Origin of the sequence: Reyranella aquatilis (assembly GCF_020880995.1) — a bacterium.
Lineage (GTDB): Bacteria > Pseudomonadota > Alphaproteobacteria > Reyranellales > Reyranellaceae > Reyranella > Reyranella aquatilis.
The window spans coordinates 583716-600021 of record NZ_JAJISD010000001.1 but is presented as its reverse complement, the minus strand read 5'-3'; the positions used below and the strand labels follow the sequence as shown (position 1 = coordinate 600021).

Genomic DNA, 16306 nt, shown 5'->3' with positions numbered 1-16306 from the left:
GATCAGAGAAGCGGCGGCGGCCCGGCCATACCGAGTGCGTGTTGTCCGAACAATGCACCCTGGACGTCGGTCGAGAACATGACATGCGCATTGGCAGCATGCGCATCGCGAAACAGGCGCTGCATCGATCCGCTTAGGTAGAGCCCGCTCGAACCCGCGATGCCCATCAGAATGTCGACCGCCTCCAGACAGAGGCGCGCGGAGAAGAACGCGTCGCGCCTATAGCGCAGCTTGTCCTCGTGCGCGGCATCGGCGCCCGACCGTGCCACGGCCATCGCATGCTCGCAGGCGCGGCGCATCATCACTTCGGCAGTGTCGATCCGGACGCTCGCCTCGGCGACCTTGATCTGTACCGGCTGGCTCGCACCGAAAGGCTGGCCGGTGGTGGTGGCGTTGCGGGTACGGGCGGCGCCGACCACCGTGTCATAGGCCCCCTGGGCGCAGCCGAGCAGCACGCCCGACAGGACGTATGGGCCCAGTGCCAGCATGGGCAGGCGAAACAGCGGAGAGGTGTTGACGGCCGACCCGGCGTGCGGCTTGCCGTTCATCGACCGGGCGGAAATCGTGTGGACGTCGGGGACGAACAGGCTCCTGATCTCGACGTCCTTGGAGCCGGTGCCCGCGAGTCCCACCGCGTGCCACGTATCGATGATCTCGTACTGCGAGCGGTGGACCAGGGCGAAGCGCTGGTCCACTGGCGGGCCGTCCTCGTGCTCGCGCAGCATGAAGCCGAGCATGTTCCAATCGGAATTGTCGACACCAGAGGAGAGCGGCCAGCGCCCCGATACCTCGTAGCCGCCGTCGACCTTGCGGCCGCGACCGTTGGGGAAAATGAGCGAGGTGGCGATCAGCACGTCAGGCGAGGCGTCCCAGATCTCGTCCTGCGCCTCCGGATGGAAGTAGCCCAGCATCCAATGGTGGCTGCTGAGGTTGCCGAGGTTCCAGGCGGTCGACGGACACGCGCGCGCGATCTCCGCGCAGGTATCGACCAGGATGCCGATATCGAGATCCGCGCCGCCGACGCGCGCCGGCTGGACCATGCGGAAGAGGCCGGTGCGGTGAAGGTCGCGCTCGGTATCGTCGGGAAGGCGTCGCAGCTTCTCGCACTTCTCGGCGCGCGCGGCGATCGCCGGCACGAGTGCCCGCGCCCGGTCGAGCATTTCCGCGTAGGTGACCCCGGCGAACGAGACCGGCGTCTGGGGCAACGTCGCCGACGGTGTCCAGTCGGCGGCCCGCTTGGTCCGCATATCGATTTTTCCTCCCGGTGACCGTCGCTGCCGCGACCGCCTGTTCTTGGCATGACGATGCTTGCGCCACGCGATCAGGTCAAGTGACCTAATTTGTTGGTCGATTGACCAGCCCGGAAGTGAGCCCGATACTTGGGCACAACGAAAGCAGCTCTTCGGGAGGAGCGGAGATGGCCATCAAAGTGCTCGAGATCCATCACCACGGCATACGTATCGACGCCGGTGAAAAGACGATCGAAGACCTGAAGAATTTCTATACCGGCGTGCTGGGCCTCGAGCACGATACTGGCCGGCCGGACATCCCGGGCATTCCCGGCATGTGGATCAACATCGGCGAGGTGGGCCAGATCCATCTGATTGGCGGCGACCTGCCTTCGCGCTTTGCCCAGGGGCCGGACAAGGACCCGACATTGCCGCACGTCGCACTGGCGGTGGAGAACATCGTAGAGACCAAGGCCGAACTCGACCGGCTCGGAGCAGACTACTGGTCGCTCAAGGGCGCGACCGGCCCCGATGCGGAGCAACTTTTCCTGAAAGATCCGTGCGGCAACATGGTGGAGCTCCACCAATACGACAAATGCCGCTGCCGGCTGAAGAGCCGCGTGAAGGCCGCGTAGCGATCAAAGGAGGGCGCCTAGCGAGCCACCGGCGCGGCGAGGCCGGCGCAGACGAAGGGCACGATCTCGCGGATGGCGGTTTCCATGTCCGCGGGATCGCACCGGCCCTGGGAGATCGATTCCAGGCGACCGGGCTGCAGCAGCGTCCAGACATAGGCGCCCATCATGAAGTAGTAGCGCCAGTAGAGCGTCTTCGCCGGGATCTTCGGCAGGGCGCGCTGGATGGCCTCGACATAGAGCGCATTGGTCTCGTCGTAGATGTCGGCACGCACGATGCTCGCGGTGTCGTCGGGATCGGTGAAGAGGCGGGCATGCATCTGCATCGAGGCGCGCCGCTGGCCGCCGACGCGCGGCTCGGCCATCAGCAGGGGGCGGACCAGCGCGTCGACCAGCACCTCGAGCGGAACGATGCCGCGCGGATAGCGGGCCTTGGCCTCCACCAGCAGCTGCCGTCGCCGTTCCGTGACCTCCGTGCCGTGCCGGGCGACAACCGCCTCGAAGATCGCGCGCTTGGACTCGAAGTAGTAGTGGAGCTGCCCGACGTTCACGCGGGCGCGGCTGGCGATGGCGCGCGTGGTCGTGCCGCCATAGCCGACGCGCCCGAACAGTTCCTCCGCCACATCCAGGATTCGTTCCGTCAGGTTGGGGCGGCTCGCCTTCCGGCGAGGCGCGGCCGGCTTCGGCTTCTTGCTGATCGACTTTCTCGCCACGAGACATCCTGCTGGAAATTGCCGGGCCCCTCATAATGCGAAGCCCGACCGTTTTCCATCGCGGCTGCGGACCGGTGCTTCGGCGTGCTAGAGATCCCGCATGAAAACCAAGCTCCTCGGCCGGACCGGCATCCACGTCTCGCAACTCTGCTTCGGCACCATGTCCTTCGGCGGCGACGCCGACGAGGCTACCTCGGCGTCGATGTACAAGGCGGTCCGCGACGCCGGCATCAACTTCTTCGATACGGCCAACGAGTACAACAAGGGCAAGTCCGAGGAGATCCTGGGGCGGCTGGCGAAGGACCATCGCGACGAACTGGTGATCACCACCAAGTGCTTCAACAAGACGGCTCCGGACGTGAATGCGGGCGGCGCCAACCGGCGGCATGTCGTGAAGGCCGTCGAAGCCAGCCTGCGCCGGCTGCAGACCGACCGCATCGACGTACTTTTCCTGCATCGCTTCGACCCGGTGACGCCGATCGACGAGATGATGCGCGGTCTGGAAGACCTCGTGCGGTCGGGCAAGGTGATCTACCCGGCGGTCAGCAACTGGTCGGCCTGGCAGACCCAGCGGGCGGTCGACATCCAGGAGCGCAACAACTGGGCGCGCCTGCAGGTCATCCAGCCGATGTACAACCTCGTGAAGCGCCAGGCCGAGGTGGAACTCCTGCCGATGGCGGCGGCCAACGGCATCGGCGTGATCCCCTACAGCCCGGCGGCGGCGGGACTCCTTTCAGGCAAGTATTCCGGCGAGGCCACGGGACGGCTCAAGACCAACAAGATGTACGAGGCCCGCTACGGCGAGGAATGGGCCTTCGAGACCGCCGACAAGTTCGTGGCGCTGTGCAAGCAGAAGGGCCTGCATCCGGTCAGTGCGGCCATCGCGTGGGTGGGCGCGCATCCCGCCGTCACCGCGCCCATCATCGGCGCGCGCAACCTCGACCAGCTGAAGGCCTCCCTGGATTCGGTGAACGTCTCCATGACACCGGAGCTTCACGCCGAAATGGCCGCCCTGTCGCGCACGCCGCCGCCGGCTACCGACCGGCTGGAAGAGCAGAAGTCCGCGAAGCCTTAGCCTGGGTCCAGCCCTTTCGCACGGAACAGCGCCCTGGCCTCTGCCGTGCGAAGGCTTTCGATCAGGGCTCTGGCCCGCGCGGGCTGCGCGCTGTCCGTGGGGATACCCGCGACAAACACCGTGACCATGTGCAGGTCGCCGGGCAGGGGACCGACGATCTCGATACCCGGGACGTGCAGCAGTTCCGGCACCTGCTGGACGGCGAGATCGACGTCCCCGGTCGGCAGAAACATCCCAGAATAGCCCGAGGGCGGCGGGAACTTCGTCTTGGCATTGATCTCCACCGCGATGCCCATCCGCTCCAGCAGCTTTGCAAAGTAAATGCCGCTGGCGCCGCCGGCCGCTGGATCGGTGTACGAGATGGCGCGCGCGTTCAGCAGCGTCTGCCTGAGGGCCTCGGGGGTGGAGATGTCGGGTTTCGGCGCACCTGCCTTCACGGCGATGGCGGTGGCCGAGCGGGCGATCACGACATCCGATCCCGCGACGATGCCGCCTGAGGTGAGGAGCGTGTCGGCGACGGCCCGGTTGAGGATCAATGCGTCGGCCTTTTCGCCGGACTGGAGCCGCTTCAGGAGCAGCGGCGCGGTGGCCCAGGTGAAGTCGAGTTTGCAGCCATGGTCTCGTTCGAAGGCCGGCACGAGTTGCTCGACCACGCCCTGGACGGCGATCGCGCTGAAGACCTTCATGTCAAGATCACCACTCGTCACCTTTCAGAGGGAGGGCCGCCGCAACGCGGCGGAACGATAGCGCAGTCAGGCATCTGCGGTGACGCTGGCGGTACTGCCGCAATGCTCACAGCGCGGACTGTTCACCAGGCGCAGGCCACGACAGCCCGGGCAAACCCCGAGGTCGAACCGGGTGAATCGCGGAGACGCACTTGCTTTCGGGATCGGCGGGGCCGCGAACAGGTCGCGCAGGATGTCCCGCCATCTCATGGTTGCGCGCGCTCCGGAGTGCCAGCCGGGCGCTCGCATACGTCGATCCACTCGGCACCCACGAGCGTTGCCATGCGGTCCGGCGCGATGCGGACCGCCGAATTCGTCGAGCCTGCAGCCGGCACGACTTCATCGAATGCCCGCAGCGAGATGTCACAGTAGACGGGAAGGGGCGTCGCGAGGCCGAACGGGCAGACGCCGCCGACGGGGTGGCCGGTGAGCGCCACGACCTCGTCGGCACCCAGCATGCGCGGCTTGCCGCCCAGCACGTCCTTGATCTTGCGATTGTTCAGCCGTGCATCGCCGGAGGTCACGATCAGCACCGTGCGATCCTTGACGCGCAGCGACAGGGTCTTGGCGATCTGCGCCGGCGTTACGCCATGGCCGCGTGCAGCCATTTCGACGGTGGCGGTGCTGGCTTCGAGTTCCACGACTTCCAGATCCGGTGCGTGAAGGGCGAGAAAGCCCCGCACCGCTTCGACGGTCATGCGACCTTCTCCGCGCAAAGATGGTTGCGATTGCCTCCTGATTGGTACGGGAGCGCGGTCCGCCGCGCCATGGGGAACTCGTATCGCATGGTGGGTGGCGTCCTCGAATTTCGATGACAAAAGGCACCGCGGCGCTACCGTTCGCCAACTCACCAGGGGAGAAGCGCATGCCGACGATCGACGCCCAGGTTCACTGCTACGAGCGCAACCATCCGGGCCGTCCGTGGACCGCCGTGCTTGCAGGGCCGCCCGAGGTGACCGCCGAGGACATGATCAAGGCGATGGATGCCGTCGGCGTCGACGGCGCGCTGCTGGTTTCCGTCTACACGATGTACCGCTGGGACGAGAGCTATGCCGTCGGTGTCCAGAAGGCCCATCCCGGCCGGTTCGGCGTCATCAAGCCGGTCAACGCCAACGATCCCAAGGTCGAGGGCACGATCGCGGACTGGGCGGCGATGGACGGTACGGTCGCAATCCGCATCATGTTCACGCCCGAGATTTCGACCGACGCCGCCGATCCCGGCATCAACCGCGTGCTCGCAGCCGCCGCCCGGCACGACCTGCCGGTCAACCTGATGGCGCGCGGGCGCCTGCCGCAGGTCGGCGAACTGGCGAAGCGCAATCCCAACACGACGCTGGTGATCGACCATCTCGGCCTCGAACAACCGATGGCGCCGCCGCCGCCGAAGGAACCGTGGCATGAACTGCCGCTGCTGCTGGATTTGGCGAAGCACCCGAACGTCGTGGTGAAGATCACGGGCGCCTGCACGCTCAGCCACGAGAAGTTCCCTTATAGGGACATCTGGGATCCGCTGGGTCGCATCTTCGACGCCTTCACGCTGGATCGCTGCATGTGGGGCACCGACTGGACCCGCGCCGTGGCGCTGCTCACCTACAAGGAAGGCGTGGATGCCTTCCGGGTCACCGATCGCCTCTCCGACAGCGATCGCGAGATCCTGATGGGCGGTTCCCTGCAGAAGATCTACGGCTGGTCGCCGGCGAAGAAGTAGCGCCGCTGCGGCTCAGGGAAGGTCGTCGCCGCTCTTCCCGAGAGGCCCGTCTCTGGCCACGCCAGCATCGACCGCCAAGGAGATTTCTCGCAGCGCTCGATCGACGCGAGCCCGATAGTTCGCGACCGATGCCGTGTCCTCGCGCCCGTCACGCATACAGGTCGAATTTCCCGGAAGGGCCTCGCTAGAGAGCCTTTAGGGCTTCCTGGACCTCATCGACGTGCCCGGCGACCTTGACCTTGCGCCAGATCCTGCGGACCGCGCCTTCACCGTCGATCAGGAAAGTGGCTCGATCGATGCCCATGTACTTGCGGCCATAGAGGCTCTTCTCGATCCAGGTCCCGTACTTTTCGCAGACCTTGCCGTCCTCGTCGGAAACCAGCGGGAAGTTGAGCTCGTACTTGGCCTTGAACTTGTCGTGCCGCGCTACGCTGTCCTTCGAGACGCCGACCACCTGGGCCTTCAGCTTCTTGAAGGCGGCGGCACCGTCGCGAAAGCCGCAGGCCTCGGTCGTACAGCCGGGCGTGTCGTCCTTCGGATAGAAGTAGAGGACGACCGGCTTGCCGCGCAGGTCCGACAGTTTCAGCTTGCCGCCGCCATCGGTCGGGGCGGTGAAATCGGGGGCCTTCTTGCCTTCAGCGACGCTCATTTCCTGCTCCTCGGTTGCCAGCCCGCAGCCTGGGCCGGCGCCTCAATGATCCGTTCGTAGATACCACGAACCATTCCGGTTTCGGTCTCGATACGCGCTCGAAGTTCCGACAGATCAGCCGCGCCCTCGGTGGCAGCGATCAGGCGCTGCTGGCCTTCCGGCGCCTTGTTCGCGTCGAAGGCGGCCTCGTCCCCGTTCAGCGTGAGGCGCAGCAGGCTCTGGACGTCCGAGAGCAGGGTCCGGGTGGCGCAAAGCCTTTCGGCATCGGCCCGCTCGATCAGTCCTGCCGCCGCCATGCGGCGCAGCATCTCCGCCGGATGCGGGTCGAGGATGCCGGGATGGGCGCAGGCGTGACGCAGTGCGAGGTACTGCGCCACGAAGTCGATGTCGAACAGGCCGCCGGACAGGTGCTTGAAGTCCCACAGGCTCTTGGGCGGTGCGTGCTGGGCAATGCGGTCGCGCATGTCGGCGACGTCGCGGACCAGCGTCCCGGGATCGCGCGTGCGGCAGAGCGTTGCCCGCACTGTCTCGGTCAGACGCTCGACCAGCGCCTGTGGACCGTGGATCACGCGCATGCGTGTCAACGCCATGTGCTCCCATGTCCAGGAGGACTGCGCATGATAGGTCTCGAAGCCCTCCAGCGAGTTTGCGAGCGGGCCGGAGCGGCCGGACGGCCGCAGGCGCATGTCGACCTCGTAGAGAGCGCCCTCGTTGGTGTGGGCGGTCAGGGCCGTCACCATCTTCTGGCTGAGCCGCGTGTAGTACTGGATGGGCGAGAGTGGCTTGGCGCCGTCGGACGCCTCCATGCCGGCTGGAATGTCGTAGACGAAGATCAGGTCGAGATCGGACGTCGCTGACATCTCGCGGCTGCCGAGCTTGCCGAGGCCCAGTACCGCGAGCCGCTGGCCGTGGAAGCCGCCATGGATCTCGGCGAAGCGCTGTTCGACGCGCTCGCAGAGGGCGGCGATCGTCGCCGCAGCGATATCCGAATAGGCGAGGCCGGCGTCGGCCGGTGTCACGATCCGCTTCAGCTGCTGCACACCGACCTGGAAGCGCCGGTCGTTGGCCCAGCGGCGGGCCAGATCGAGGATGTCCTGCTCGTGCTCGACGCCGGCCAGGATCGTGGCCAGTTCCGCCGTCATTTCAGCTGCGGGCGGCAGGCTCCGATAGAAATCCGGCGACAGCACCGAGTCGAGAAGCAGCGTCCGCCGCGCAAGGTGGGCCGCTAGCCCCGGTGCGCTGCCCATGATGGTAGCTAGCAGCTCGAGCAGCGCGGGGTTGGCCTTGAACAGGGAAAAGAGCTGAACGCCGGCCGGCAGGTTGCTGAGGAAGAGGTCGAAGTTCAGCAGTGCCTGGTCGGGAGCCGCCGTGCTTCCAAGCTCCTTGAGCAGGCCGGGCATCAGTTCCGTGAGCAACTCGCGGGCGCGCGCCGTCGCGGTCGAGCGGAAGCGGCCGTGATGCCAGCGGCGCACGATGCCCGCGGCTGCGGACGGATCGCGGAAGCCCAGCGACTTCAGGGTCTCGAGCGTACCCGGATCGTCGTCGGTACCCGTGAAGACGAGGTTGCCCCCAGGCCCGGCGAGGCTCGGAGCCTCCTCGAAGAGGTTGGCATAGTGGCTTTCCACGAGGCGCAGCGTCTCGAGTAGCGCCGCCTGGAACGCTTCCGACGTCTCGTAGCCGAGGAAGGTCGCGAGAGCGGCCACGCCCGCCTCGTCTGCCGGTATGGAATGGGTCTGGCGATCGTCGATCATCTGCAGCCGGTGCTCGACGCGGCGCAGGAATCCGTAGGCTGCGGTCAGCTCGTCCGCGGCCTTCACGGTAATGTGACCAGCGGCCGCGAGCGCCTGTAGGGTCCTGCAGGTGACGCGGCCGCGCAGAGAGGGATTGCGGCCACCGAAGATGAGCTGCTGCGTCTGGGCGAAGAACTCGATCTCCCGGATGCCGCCGCGCCCCAGCTTCACGTTGTGCCCGAGCACCTTGATCGTTCCGCCGCCGCGATGGGCGTCGATCTGCCGCTTGATCGAATGGATGTCGTGGATCGCCGCAAAATCGAGATGCTTGCGCCAGATGTACGGCGTCATGCCCGCGACGAAGGCAGCCCCCACGGTTTCATTGCCGGCGACGGGGTGCGCCTTGATCATGGCGGCACGCTCCCAGTTCTGCCCAACGCTCTCGTAGTAGAGTTCTGCCGCCTGGACCGACATTGCGAGCGGCGTCGAGCCCGGGTCCGGGCGCAGACGCAGATCGGTGCGGAAGATGTAGCCGTCGGCCGACGTCTCGGACATCAGCTGGACCAGCAGCCGGGCGGCGCGGACGAAATGCCGCGACAGCTGCTCGTTTCCGGCCAGTGCGGGGGCATCGCGGTCGTAGAGAAGGATGAGGTCGATGTCGCTCGAGTAGTTGAGTTCGCCGGCGCCCAGCTTGCCCATGCCCAGCACCGTGAAGGCCGCTGCGTCCGCCCTGCCGCCGAGGGAGAGCTGCCCGTCGCGCTCCAACTGGAGCAGTATGGAATCGGTGAGGGCGCGCAGGCACCGGGACGCGAAATCACTGAGTTCGCCGGTGATGCGCTCGAGCGGCCAGGCGTCAGCGATGTCGGCGACCGCGACACCCAGCGCCACGCGGCGCTTCAGGCGACGCAGCCTCGCGGCGATGTCGTCGGGTACGGCGCCGCTCGTCGCGTCCTGCTGGACCGACGCGACTTCAGCCGTGAGATCCGTCATGACGGCGTCCGGTCCTCGACGCCATAGATCGGTCATAAAACCCGGGTTCTGTAGGGCCGTCTCGGTCAGGTAGGGGCTGTTGCCGAACAGAGAGTCGAGAAGCGCGATGCCCGAGGAATCGTCGGGTCGCGCGGCACGCTCATCCCAGCGCGTCCATGCCACGGCTTGTCGGTCCCGATCGTGCGGACGAGGAAGGCGGGCGGTCGAAAACCAAGACATTCAATGTGTCGGCGGGTAAATTCTCATGATCGGCGGCACGCTTGCCCAAGCGCGCGCCCATCGTCAAGGAACGGAAAGAGTAGAGTTTGGTCAGGCGGACCTACCGGTTAGTGGTGCGTGTGACGGCCGGTGTCGTGCTGGTGCTGGCCGCGCTCGTTGTCGTGGCGTCGCTCCGGCTGATGGCCGGGCCCGTCGATCTCGACTTCCTGAAGCCCCGCATCGCCCGTCTGATCGACGTGCCGGGGAACGAGATCCATCCCGACTTCGACCGCATCTCCTTCGAATGGAGCGGTCTCAGCCGGCCCATCAGGCTCGCGTTCGCCGGCCTGCGTTTCACCAACAATCAGGGGCAGGTGATCGCGACCGTCCCTGAGGCCGCGCTCACCTTCGAACCACGCTCGTTCGTGCGTGGCATGTTGCTCCCGACGTCAATCGTCATCTCGCGCCCGGAGATCGAGGCGAACATCGCGCGCGAGGGCGGCATGCTCCAGCGCATCTTCACCTCGCAGGAAGGCGGGGCGCAGGGGGCAGCGGTGTCGATCCTCGTCGACCAACTGCTGGCCGAGCCGAACTACAAATCCCTGATCGGCCAGCTCGACTCGGTGCTGATCGAACGAGCGAACGTCATCCTGCGCGATTTGAAGACCGGGCTCACCTGGACGGCGCCCAGCGCCAACGCTCAACTCCGTCGCGACACCGCAGGCGTCTTCATCACGGCCGATGCGCGCTTCGAAGGGCACGGCGACCCGGTCGACCTGTCTCTCGCCGGCACCTACACGCGGGATCGCAGTCGCATCTCGCTCGAGGCCCGGATCGGCGGCTTCAAGCCTTGGATCTTCGCGGATCTTTCGCCGGATCTGGCGATCCTGCGCGGGGTCGACATCGCCTTGTCGGGGCGCCTCCAGATCGACGGGAGCGGCGATGGGGAGATCAGGAACGTTGCCGTCGACATCAGTGGCAACAACGGCAGCGTGACGCTGCCGGGTATCCTGCCGGCGACCCACCAGGTCCATGCCATGGCGGCGCAGTTCATCATCGACAACGTCGACCATACGTCCAGGATCGAACGAGTCGACTTCGATTTCGGCGCCGCCCGAGTGGTCGTCACAGGCACCGGGCGACGGGCGGAAGAGCGTCGACATTTCGTCGGCCGCGCGGAGGTCCGGCAGATCCCCGTCGACAAGCTGGGCGACTATTGGCCCCTCGGCTTCGCGGAAGGAGGCCGGCAGTGGGCGCTCGCCAACGTGAGCAAGGGCACTGTCGACCTGGCGGCTGAATTCGCCACGAGTGCTCCCGTCGGCGACCTGTCGGAGATGCAGGTCGACCGGATGGTCGCCTTCCTCGACTATGGCGGGCTGAGCGTTCGCTACATGCCGCACATGCCCGAGATCCAGGACGTGTCGGGCAAGGCGCGTTACGAGGGCGGAACGCTGCATTTCGACGTGAAGCGCGGCAACGCGGTCAACCTCACGGTCACGGACGGCACGATCGACCTCACGGGGCTGGACAAGCCCTCTCCGCAGATGGCGGCGATCCGGCTGCCCATCACCGGCTCGGCGCAGGATGTTATCCGTTTCCTCGCTCGGCCCAAGCTCGGCCTGCCGCGGGAGGTGCTCTACGATCATCGGCGATTGGGCGGCAACGTCGCGGTCGACGTGTCGCTGAGCTTCCCGCTGATCGATGCCCTGACGGTGGCCGAGATCGACATCGCGGCCGACGCGCAACTCACCGGTTTCTCCCTGAAGGACGTACTGGGCGAGGTCGACCTGACCGACGCGACAGCGCGCGTAAAGTACGGAAACTCCGAGCTGAGCGTGGTCGGCCAGGGCAAGCTGGACGGCAACACGGTCGACGTGACCTGGCGCGAGATGTTTGCCGCGAAGGCTCCCTTCCGCCGGCGCTACGATGTGCGGGGGACGATCCCCTCGGCGATCATCGAGAAGGCGGGCTTCCCGTCGGTCGAGCCTTTCGTCGTCGGTCCGATCGGCACCATGCTCCTCTACCAGGTGGCGCCCAACGGTACGGGCGAGGTCTCCGGCCGCTTCGACATGAAGGCGGCGAAAGTTGCCGTGCCGCCCCTGGCTTGGACCAAGGAGGCGGGCGGTGACGCGCTCGCGACCATGACGCTGAAGCTTGCGGCCGGAGGAAAGATCACCACCGCGGACTTCGACGCGAGGGCCGCGACACTGCAGACGAAGGGGCAGGTTCGGTTCGGCGCCGACAGCAGTGTCCAGCAGATTGCTCTGCAGCAGGTGAAGCTCGGCCTGACCGACATATCCGTCGACTGGCGTCGTCATCCGGGCGGAATCGACATCGCGGTGCGGGGGCCGTCGCTCGAGATGCAGCGCGTTCGCGACGCGATGAACGCGCGCAACGAGGCCGCGGCCCGTGAACCGAAGGGCGCGGCGTCGGTTTCGCGCACGAGCACCAAGGCGACCGTTCAAATCCAGAACATCGTCCTGAAGCGGGGCACGCTCGGTTATCTCAATGGCCGAATGGAGTTCGTCGGTGACCGTGTGGCCTCTGCCGATCTCACCATGGGCGGAGGAAAGGGGGCGACCCTGCGCATTGGCCCGGCGGCGCAGGGGCGCTCGCTCTCGTTCTACGTGGCCGATTTCGGCCAGTTGCTCAGCGAGGCCGGCTGGATCGACGGGCTGGTCGGCGGCTATCTCAGCATCGACGGCAAGTTCAACGATACCTGGGCCGATCCGCCACTCGACGCGACGCTGAAGATGGGGCCGTACCGGCTCCAGCGCGTGATGACCCGGCGCGACATCGGGACCCTCAATTCGGCGATCGACGGGCTGAACAGCGCGGGCAACGCCCTGCAGCAGTTCGACAGTCTGAGCGCCAACCTCGTCAAGGCAGGCGACAAGATCCAGGTTCGCAACGGACGCACCAGCGGCCAGTCGATCGGACTCACGACCCAGGGCGTCATCGACATCGGTCAGGACACTGCGCTGCTGAACGGCGTCGTCGTGCCGGCCTTCGCGCTCAACAACCTTCTGTCCAACGTCCCCCTGTTGGGGCCACTGCTGACGGGAGGCAAGGACGGCGGCCTGTTCGCCGTTACCTACCAGCTTCACGGCCCGTTCGACGATCTCAAGACCGACGTGAACATGATGTCCGCCGTCACGCCGGGTGCGCTGCGCGACCTGTTCAACTCGCAGCCGAATACAGGCACCGCCCCCACGACTCCGCCCTCGGGCGCCCAGGAGATGAAGCGGGCACCCTGACGGCGCAGGGATCCTCATCGGCCGTTATCGTCAGGCGGGTTGTCCTGGGATTGCGCCGCTCACCCATGGACTGCGACCTGCGCCGCATGGCGTTGACTGCGAGGTTCGCCGTGTCGTGGTCGATGCCAAGGCTCACCCGGCGAGCACTCTCGCCGATATCGTGGACACCGTAGGATCCTCATGTCCGGATGAGCCGCTGAACTCAGACGAACCTGGCAAGCTTCGGGATTGAAAGGCCGCCTTCGGAAGCGTCGGCCGCGAACTCGTGGCCGGGGTATGACGTCTCCGGGATCAGACAGCGCGGACCAGCACGTGCCGCTTGCGGCCGGCCGAGAGCTTCAACGTTCCTTCGGAATCGAGATCGGCTTCGCCCACCGTCGTGGTGTCGCTGGCGATCGGCTTGTCGTTCAGCCGGCCGCCGCCGCCCTTGATGAGCTTGCGTGCCTCGTTCTTGCTGTCGGCGAGCCCGGCCTCGTGCAGCAGTTCGAACGCCGAGATGCCGGCTTTGAGCCGGGCGCGCGGCAGTTCGACGGTCGGCAGCGTGTCGGCCTTGGCGCCTTCCTCGAAGGTGCGGCGCGCCGTCTCGGCGGCGCTCTCGGCGGCCTGCTTGCCGTGGGCGAGGGTGGTCACTTCGGTGGCGAGAATCTTCTTCGCCTCGTTGATCTCCTGGCCCTGCAATGCCTCAAGGCGCGCCACTTCGGACAGTGGCAGGTCGGTGAAGAGCTTCAGGAAGCGGCCGACGTCGGCGTCCTCGGTGTTCCGCCAGTACTGCCAGAAGTCGTAGGGCGACAGGCGGTCGGGATTGAGCCAGACGGCCCCGGCGGCGGTCTTGCCCATCTTGGCGCCGGAGGCGGTGGTGAGCAGCGGCGAGGTCAGCGCGAACAGTTCGGCGCCCTGCATGCGGCGGCCGAGATCGGCCCCCATGACGATGTTGCCCCACTGGTCCGAGCCGCCCATCTGCACGATGCAGTTGTGGCGCTTGTGCAGTTCCACGAAATCGTACGACTGCAGGATCATGTAGTTGAATTCGAGGAAGGTCAGCGGCTGGTCGCGCTCGAGCCGCAACCGCACCGAGTCCATCGTCAGCATGCGGTTGACCGAGAAGTGGCGGCCGACGTCGCGCAGCAGCGGGATGTAGAGCAGGTCGTCCAGCCACTCGGCGTTGTTCGCCATCACCGCGTCGGTCGCGCCGGTGCCGAAGGCGAGGTAGTTGGCGAAGCTCTTCTTGATGCTCGCCATGTTGTCGTCGATCTGCGCCGGCGTGAGAAGCTGGCGGGTCTCGTCGCGGCCGGAGGGGTCGCCGACCTTGGTCGTGCCGCCGCCCATCAGCGCGATCGGCTTGTGACCGCTCTTTTGCCACCAGCGCAGCAGCATGATCTGCAGCAGGTGGCCGACATGCAGCGAGTCGGCGGTGCAGTCGAAGCCGATATAGGCGGTGCGGGTGCCGCTCGACAGCAACTCGTCGAGGCGCGCGGTATCGCTGCACTGATGAACCATGCCGCGCTCGTGCACGATACGCATGAAATCCGACTTGAAACCCGACATCTTCCGCTCGGTCCGTTGCTTGGCTGATTGTCCCCGAAGGCGCCGGGGGTGTAACACATTCCCCCCATGGCTTCATCTTTCCTGCGGGCCCTCGGCCTGATGAGCGGCACTTCTGTGGACGGTGTCGACGTGGCGCTGATCGAGACCGACGGCGAGCGGGTGGCCTCGTTCGGCCCGACCCTGACCTTGGCGTATCCGGATGAAGCGCGTCGCATCATCCGTGCGGCGTTCGGCGCCACCGCCGAAACCGACGCGACGCGGGCGGCCGAACGGCTGGTCACTGAGTTGCATATCGAGGCAGTAAGGGCCTGGGCGGCCGAGAGCGGCATAGCGCCGGAGAAGCTCGACCTCGTGGGTTTCCACGGCCAGACGATCACCCATCAGCCCGACCGCCGCTTCACCTGGCAGATCGGCAACGGCGCGGCACTCGCGCAGGCGCTGGGTGTGCGGGTCGTGAGCGACCTGCGCTCGGCCGACGTCGCGGCCGGCGGCCAGGGCGCGCCCCTGGTACCGGTCTATCACGCCGCCCTGGCCGCCGATCTGCCGCGGCCGCTCGCGGTCGTGAACGTCGGCGGCGTGGGCAATGTCACATGGATCGGCGCCGACGGTTCGCTGCTCGCCTTCGACACGGGCCCGGGCAACGCGCCGATCGACGACTGGTGCGCCCGCCGCGCCGGTCAGCGCTACGACAGGGACGGGGCGCTGGCGGCCGCCGGCAAGGTCGATCGCGGCCGGGTGCTGCGCTTCGCCGAGCACCGCTTCTTCGCAAAGCTGCCGCCCAAGTCGCTCGACCGCGGCGACTTCAACGATGGCTGGGCCGAGGGGCTGAGTGTCGTCGACGGCGCGGCCACGCTGACGCGCGGCACGGCCCGCGCCATTGCACTCGCGTCGAAGCATTTTCCCGCGCCGGTTGTGCAATGGGTGATCTGCGGCGGCGGTGCGCGCAATCCGACTCTGCTGCGTGCGATCGCCGAGGAGACGAACAGCAAGGTCGTGACGGCGGCTGACCTCGGATGGGACGGCGATGCGCTCGAAGCGCAGGCCTTCGCGTTCCTCGCGGTGCGCTCCCTGCGAGGCCTGCCGCTGACGTTTCCCGGGACCACCGGTGCGCCGCGTCCGATGACGGGCGGCCGGCTCAGTAAGCCCTAGCTAGGGCTCTTTGTTGCTGGTCGCGCGGCCCGGCGGATTGAGCAGGCTCTTGGCGACATACTTGTCGACGTCGACCGCGAGCTTGTCGAGCGAGTCGTGGAAGAAGTGGTTGGCGCCCTTGATGGTGCGTGACTCGACCGTGATGCCCTTCTGGAGCGACAGGCGTGCCACCAGCTTCTGGATGTCGGCCTGCGGCACGACCTCGTCCTTCTCCGCGCCGACGATGAGGCCGGAGGAGGGGCAGGGCGCAAGGAAGGCGAAGTCGTAGGAGTTGGCGGGCGGCGCGACCGAAACGAAGCAGTCGATCTCAGGCCGGCGCATCAGGAGCTGCATGCCGATCCACGCGCCGAACGAATAGCCGGCGATCCAGCACGACTTGGCGTTGGCATTCATGCCCTGCAGCCAGTCGAGTGCGGCCGCGGCATCGGACAACTCGCCCATGCCATTGTCGAAGCGTCCCTGGCTGCGGCCGACGCCGCGCGTGTTGAAGCGCAGCACGGAGAAGCCGCGGTTCACGAAAACATGGAACAGCGAGAAGACGACCTTGTGGTTCATCGTCCCGCCATACTGCGGGTGCGGATGCAGGATCAGCGCGATCGGCGCGCGTTCTTCCTTGCTCTGGTGATAGCGACCCTCGAGGCGACCTTCGGGGCCGGTGAACATCACGTCAGGCATCGAGACTCCGGTTCTTCACCCTGATCGACAC

The 16306-nt window shown here is 66.6% G+C and carries 13 protein-coding genes and 1 pseudogene; 5 read left to right on the top strand and 9 right to left on the bottom strand.

Features of this window, described 5'->3' with window-relative positions; all coding sequences use genetic code 11:
* Positions 1 to 2: 2 nt before the first annotated feature.
* Positions 3 to 1247: an acyl-CoA dehydrogenase family protein gene (locus LJ725_RS02920; protein ID WP_230549114.1), complete on the bottom strand. Its 1245-nt coding sequence runs from the start codon at positions 1245 to 1247 to the stop codon at positions 3 to 5.
* Between the two features lie 170 nt (positions 1248 to 1417).
* Between LJ725_RS02920 and LJ725_RS02915 the strand changes: the two genes are divergently transcribed.
* Complete coding sequence (locus LJ725_RS02915) at positions 1418 to 1864, top strand: VOC family protein (protein WP_230549113.1); 447 nt, start codon at positions 1418 to 1420, stop codon at positions 1862 to 1864.
* Between the two features lie 17 nt (positions 1865 to 1881).
* Here the strand turns inward: LJ725_RS02915 and LJ725_RS02910 are convergent, their stop codons facing one another.
* Entirely contained in the window at positions 1882 to 2574 is a 693-nt protein-coding gene (locus LJ725_RS02910; RefSeq protein ID WP_230549112.1) for a TetR/AcrR family transcriptional regulator, read from the bottom strand.
* A gap of 100 nt (positions 2575 to 2674) precedes the next feature.
* On the opposite strand from LJ725_RS02910, the gene LJ725_RS02905 reads away from it, so the two are divergent.
* On the top strand, positions 2675 to 3649 hold the full coding sequence (locus LJ725_RS02905; RefSeq protein WP_230549111.1) for an aldo/keto reductase: 975 nt from the start codon (positions 2675 to 2677) through the stop codon (positions 3647 to 3649).
* On the opposite strand, the gene LJ725_RS02900 is transcribed toward LJ725_RS02905, so the two are convergent.
* Both LJ725_RS02900 and LJ725_RS02895 read right to left on the bottom strand, forming a co-directional pair.
* Positions 3646 to 4335 carry a substrate-binding domain-containing protein gene (locus LJ725_RS02900; protein WP_230549110.1) on the bottom strand — a complete coding sequence of 230 codons (690 nt, stop codon included), beginning with the start codon at positions 4333 to 4335 and terminating at the stop codon, positions 3646 to 3648. The genes LJ725_RS02905 and LJ725_RS02900 overlap by 4 nt on opposite strands.
* 245 nt (positions 4336 to 4580) lie before the next feature.
* Positions 4581 to 5072, bottom strand: a complete 492-nt coding sequence (locus LJ725_RS02895) for a YbaK/EbsC family protein (RefSeq protein WP_230549109.1) — start codon at positions 5070 to 5072, stop codon at positions 4581 to 4583.
* Positions 5073 to 5239: 167 nt separating this feature from the next.
* Between LJ725_RS02895 and LJ725_RS02890 the strand changes: the two genes are divergently transcribed.
* On the top strand, positions 5240 to 6082 hold the full coding sequence (locus LJ725_RS02890; protein ID WP_230549108.1) for an amidohydrolase family protein: 843 nt from the start codon (positions 5240 to 5242) through the stop codon (positions 6080 to 6082).
* A 184-nt stretch (positions 6083 to 6266) separates the two neighbouring features.
* On the opposite strand, the gene bcp is transcribed toward LJ725_RS02890, so the two are convergent.
* Both bcp and LJ725_RS02880 read right to left on the bottom strand, forming a co-directional pair.
* Entirely contained in the window at positions 6267 to 6731 is a 465-nt protein-coding gene (gene bcp / locus LJ725_RS02885; RefSeq protein WP_230549107.1) for a thioredoxin-dependent thiol peroxidase, read from the bottom strand.
* On the bottom strand, positions 6728 to 9670 hold the full coding sequence (locus LJ725_RS02880; RefSeq protein WP_230549106.1) for a bifunctional [glutamine synthetase] adenylyltransferase/[glutamine synthetase]-adenylyl-L-tyrosine phosphorylase: 2943 nt from the start codon (positions 9668 to 9670) through the stop codon (positions 6728 to 6730). Before LJ725_RS02880 ends, bcp begins: the two co-directional genes overlap by 4 nt.
* Before the next feature lie 86 nt (positions 9671 to 9756).
* On the opposite strand from LJ725_RS02880, the gene LJ725_RS02875 reads away from it, so the two are divergent.
* Complete coding sequence (locus tag LJ725_RS02875; protein WP_230549105.1) at positions 9757 to 12906, top strand: DUF3971 domain-containing protein; 3150 nt, start codon at positions 9757 to 9759, stop codon at positions 12904 to 12906.
* Here the strand turns inward: LJ725_RS02875 and LJ725_RS29290 are convergent.
* Positions 12830 to 13069, bottom strand: a pseudogene (locus tag LJ725_RS29290) (ISAzo13-like element transposase-related protein); the annotation flags it as partial. The gene LJ725_RS02875 and the pseudogene LJ725_RS29290 sit on opposite strands and share 77 nt — an antisense overlap.
* 128 nt (positions 13070 to 13197) lie before the next feature.
* The gene (gene tyrS, locus LJ725_RS02870; RefSeq protein WP_230549104.1) at positions 13198 to 14451 is read right to left on the bottom strand and encodes a tyrosine--tRNA ligase; all 1254 of its coding nucleotides are present in this window, start codon (positions 14449 to 14451) and stop codon (positions 13198 to 13200) included.
* 66 nt (positions 14452 to 14517) lie between these two features.
* On the opposite strand from tyrS, the gene LJ725_RS02865 reads away from it, so the two are divergent.
* On the top strand, positions 14518 to 15600 hold the full coding sequence (locus tag LJ725_RS02865) for an anhydro-N-acetylmuramic acid kinase (RefSeq protein ID WP_230549103.1): 1083 nt from the start codon (positions 14518 to 14520) through the stop codon (positions 15598 to 15600).
* Here LJ725_RS02865 and LJ725_RS02860 read toward each other — a convergent pair whose 3' ends face one another.
* Positions 15601 to 16275, bottom strand: a complete 675-nt coding sequence (locus LJ725_RS02860) for an alpha/beta hydrolase (protein WP_230549102.1) — start codon at positions 16273 to 16275, stop codon at positions 15601 to 15603.
* Positions 16276 to 16306 lie beyond the last annotated feature (31 nt).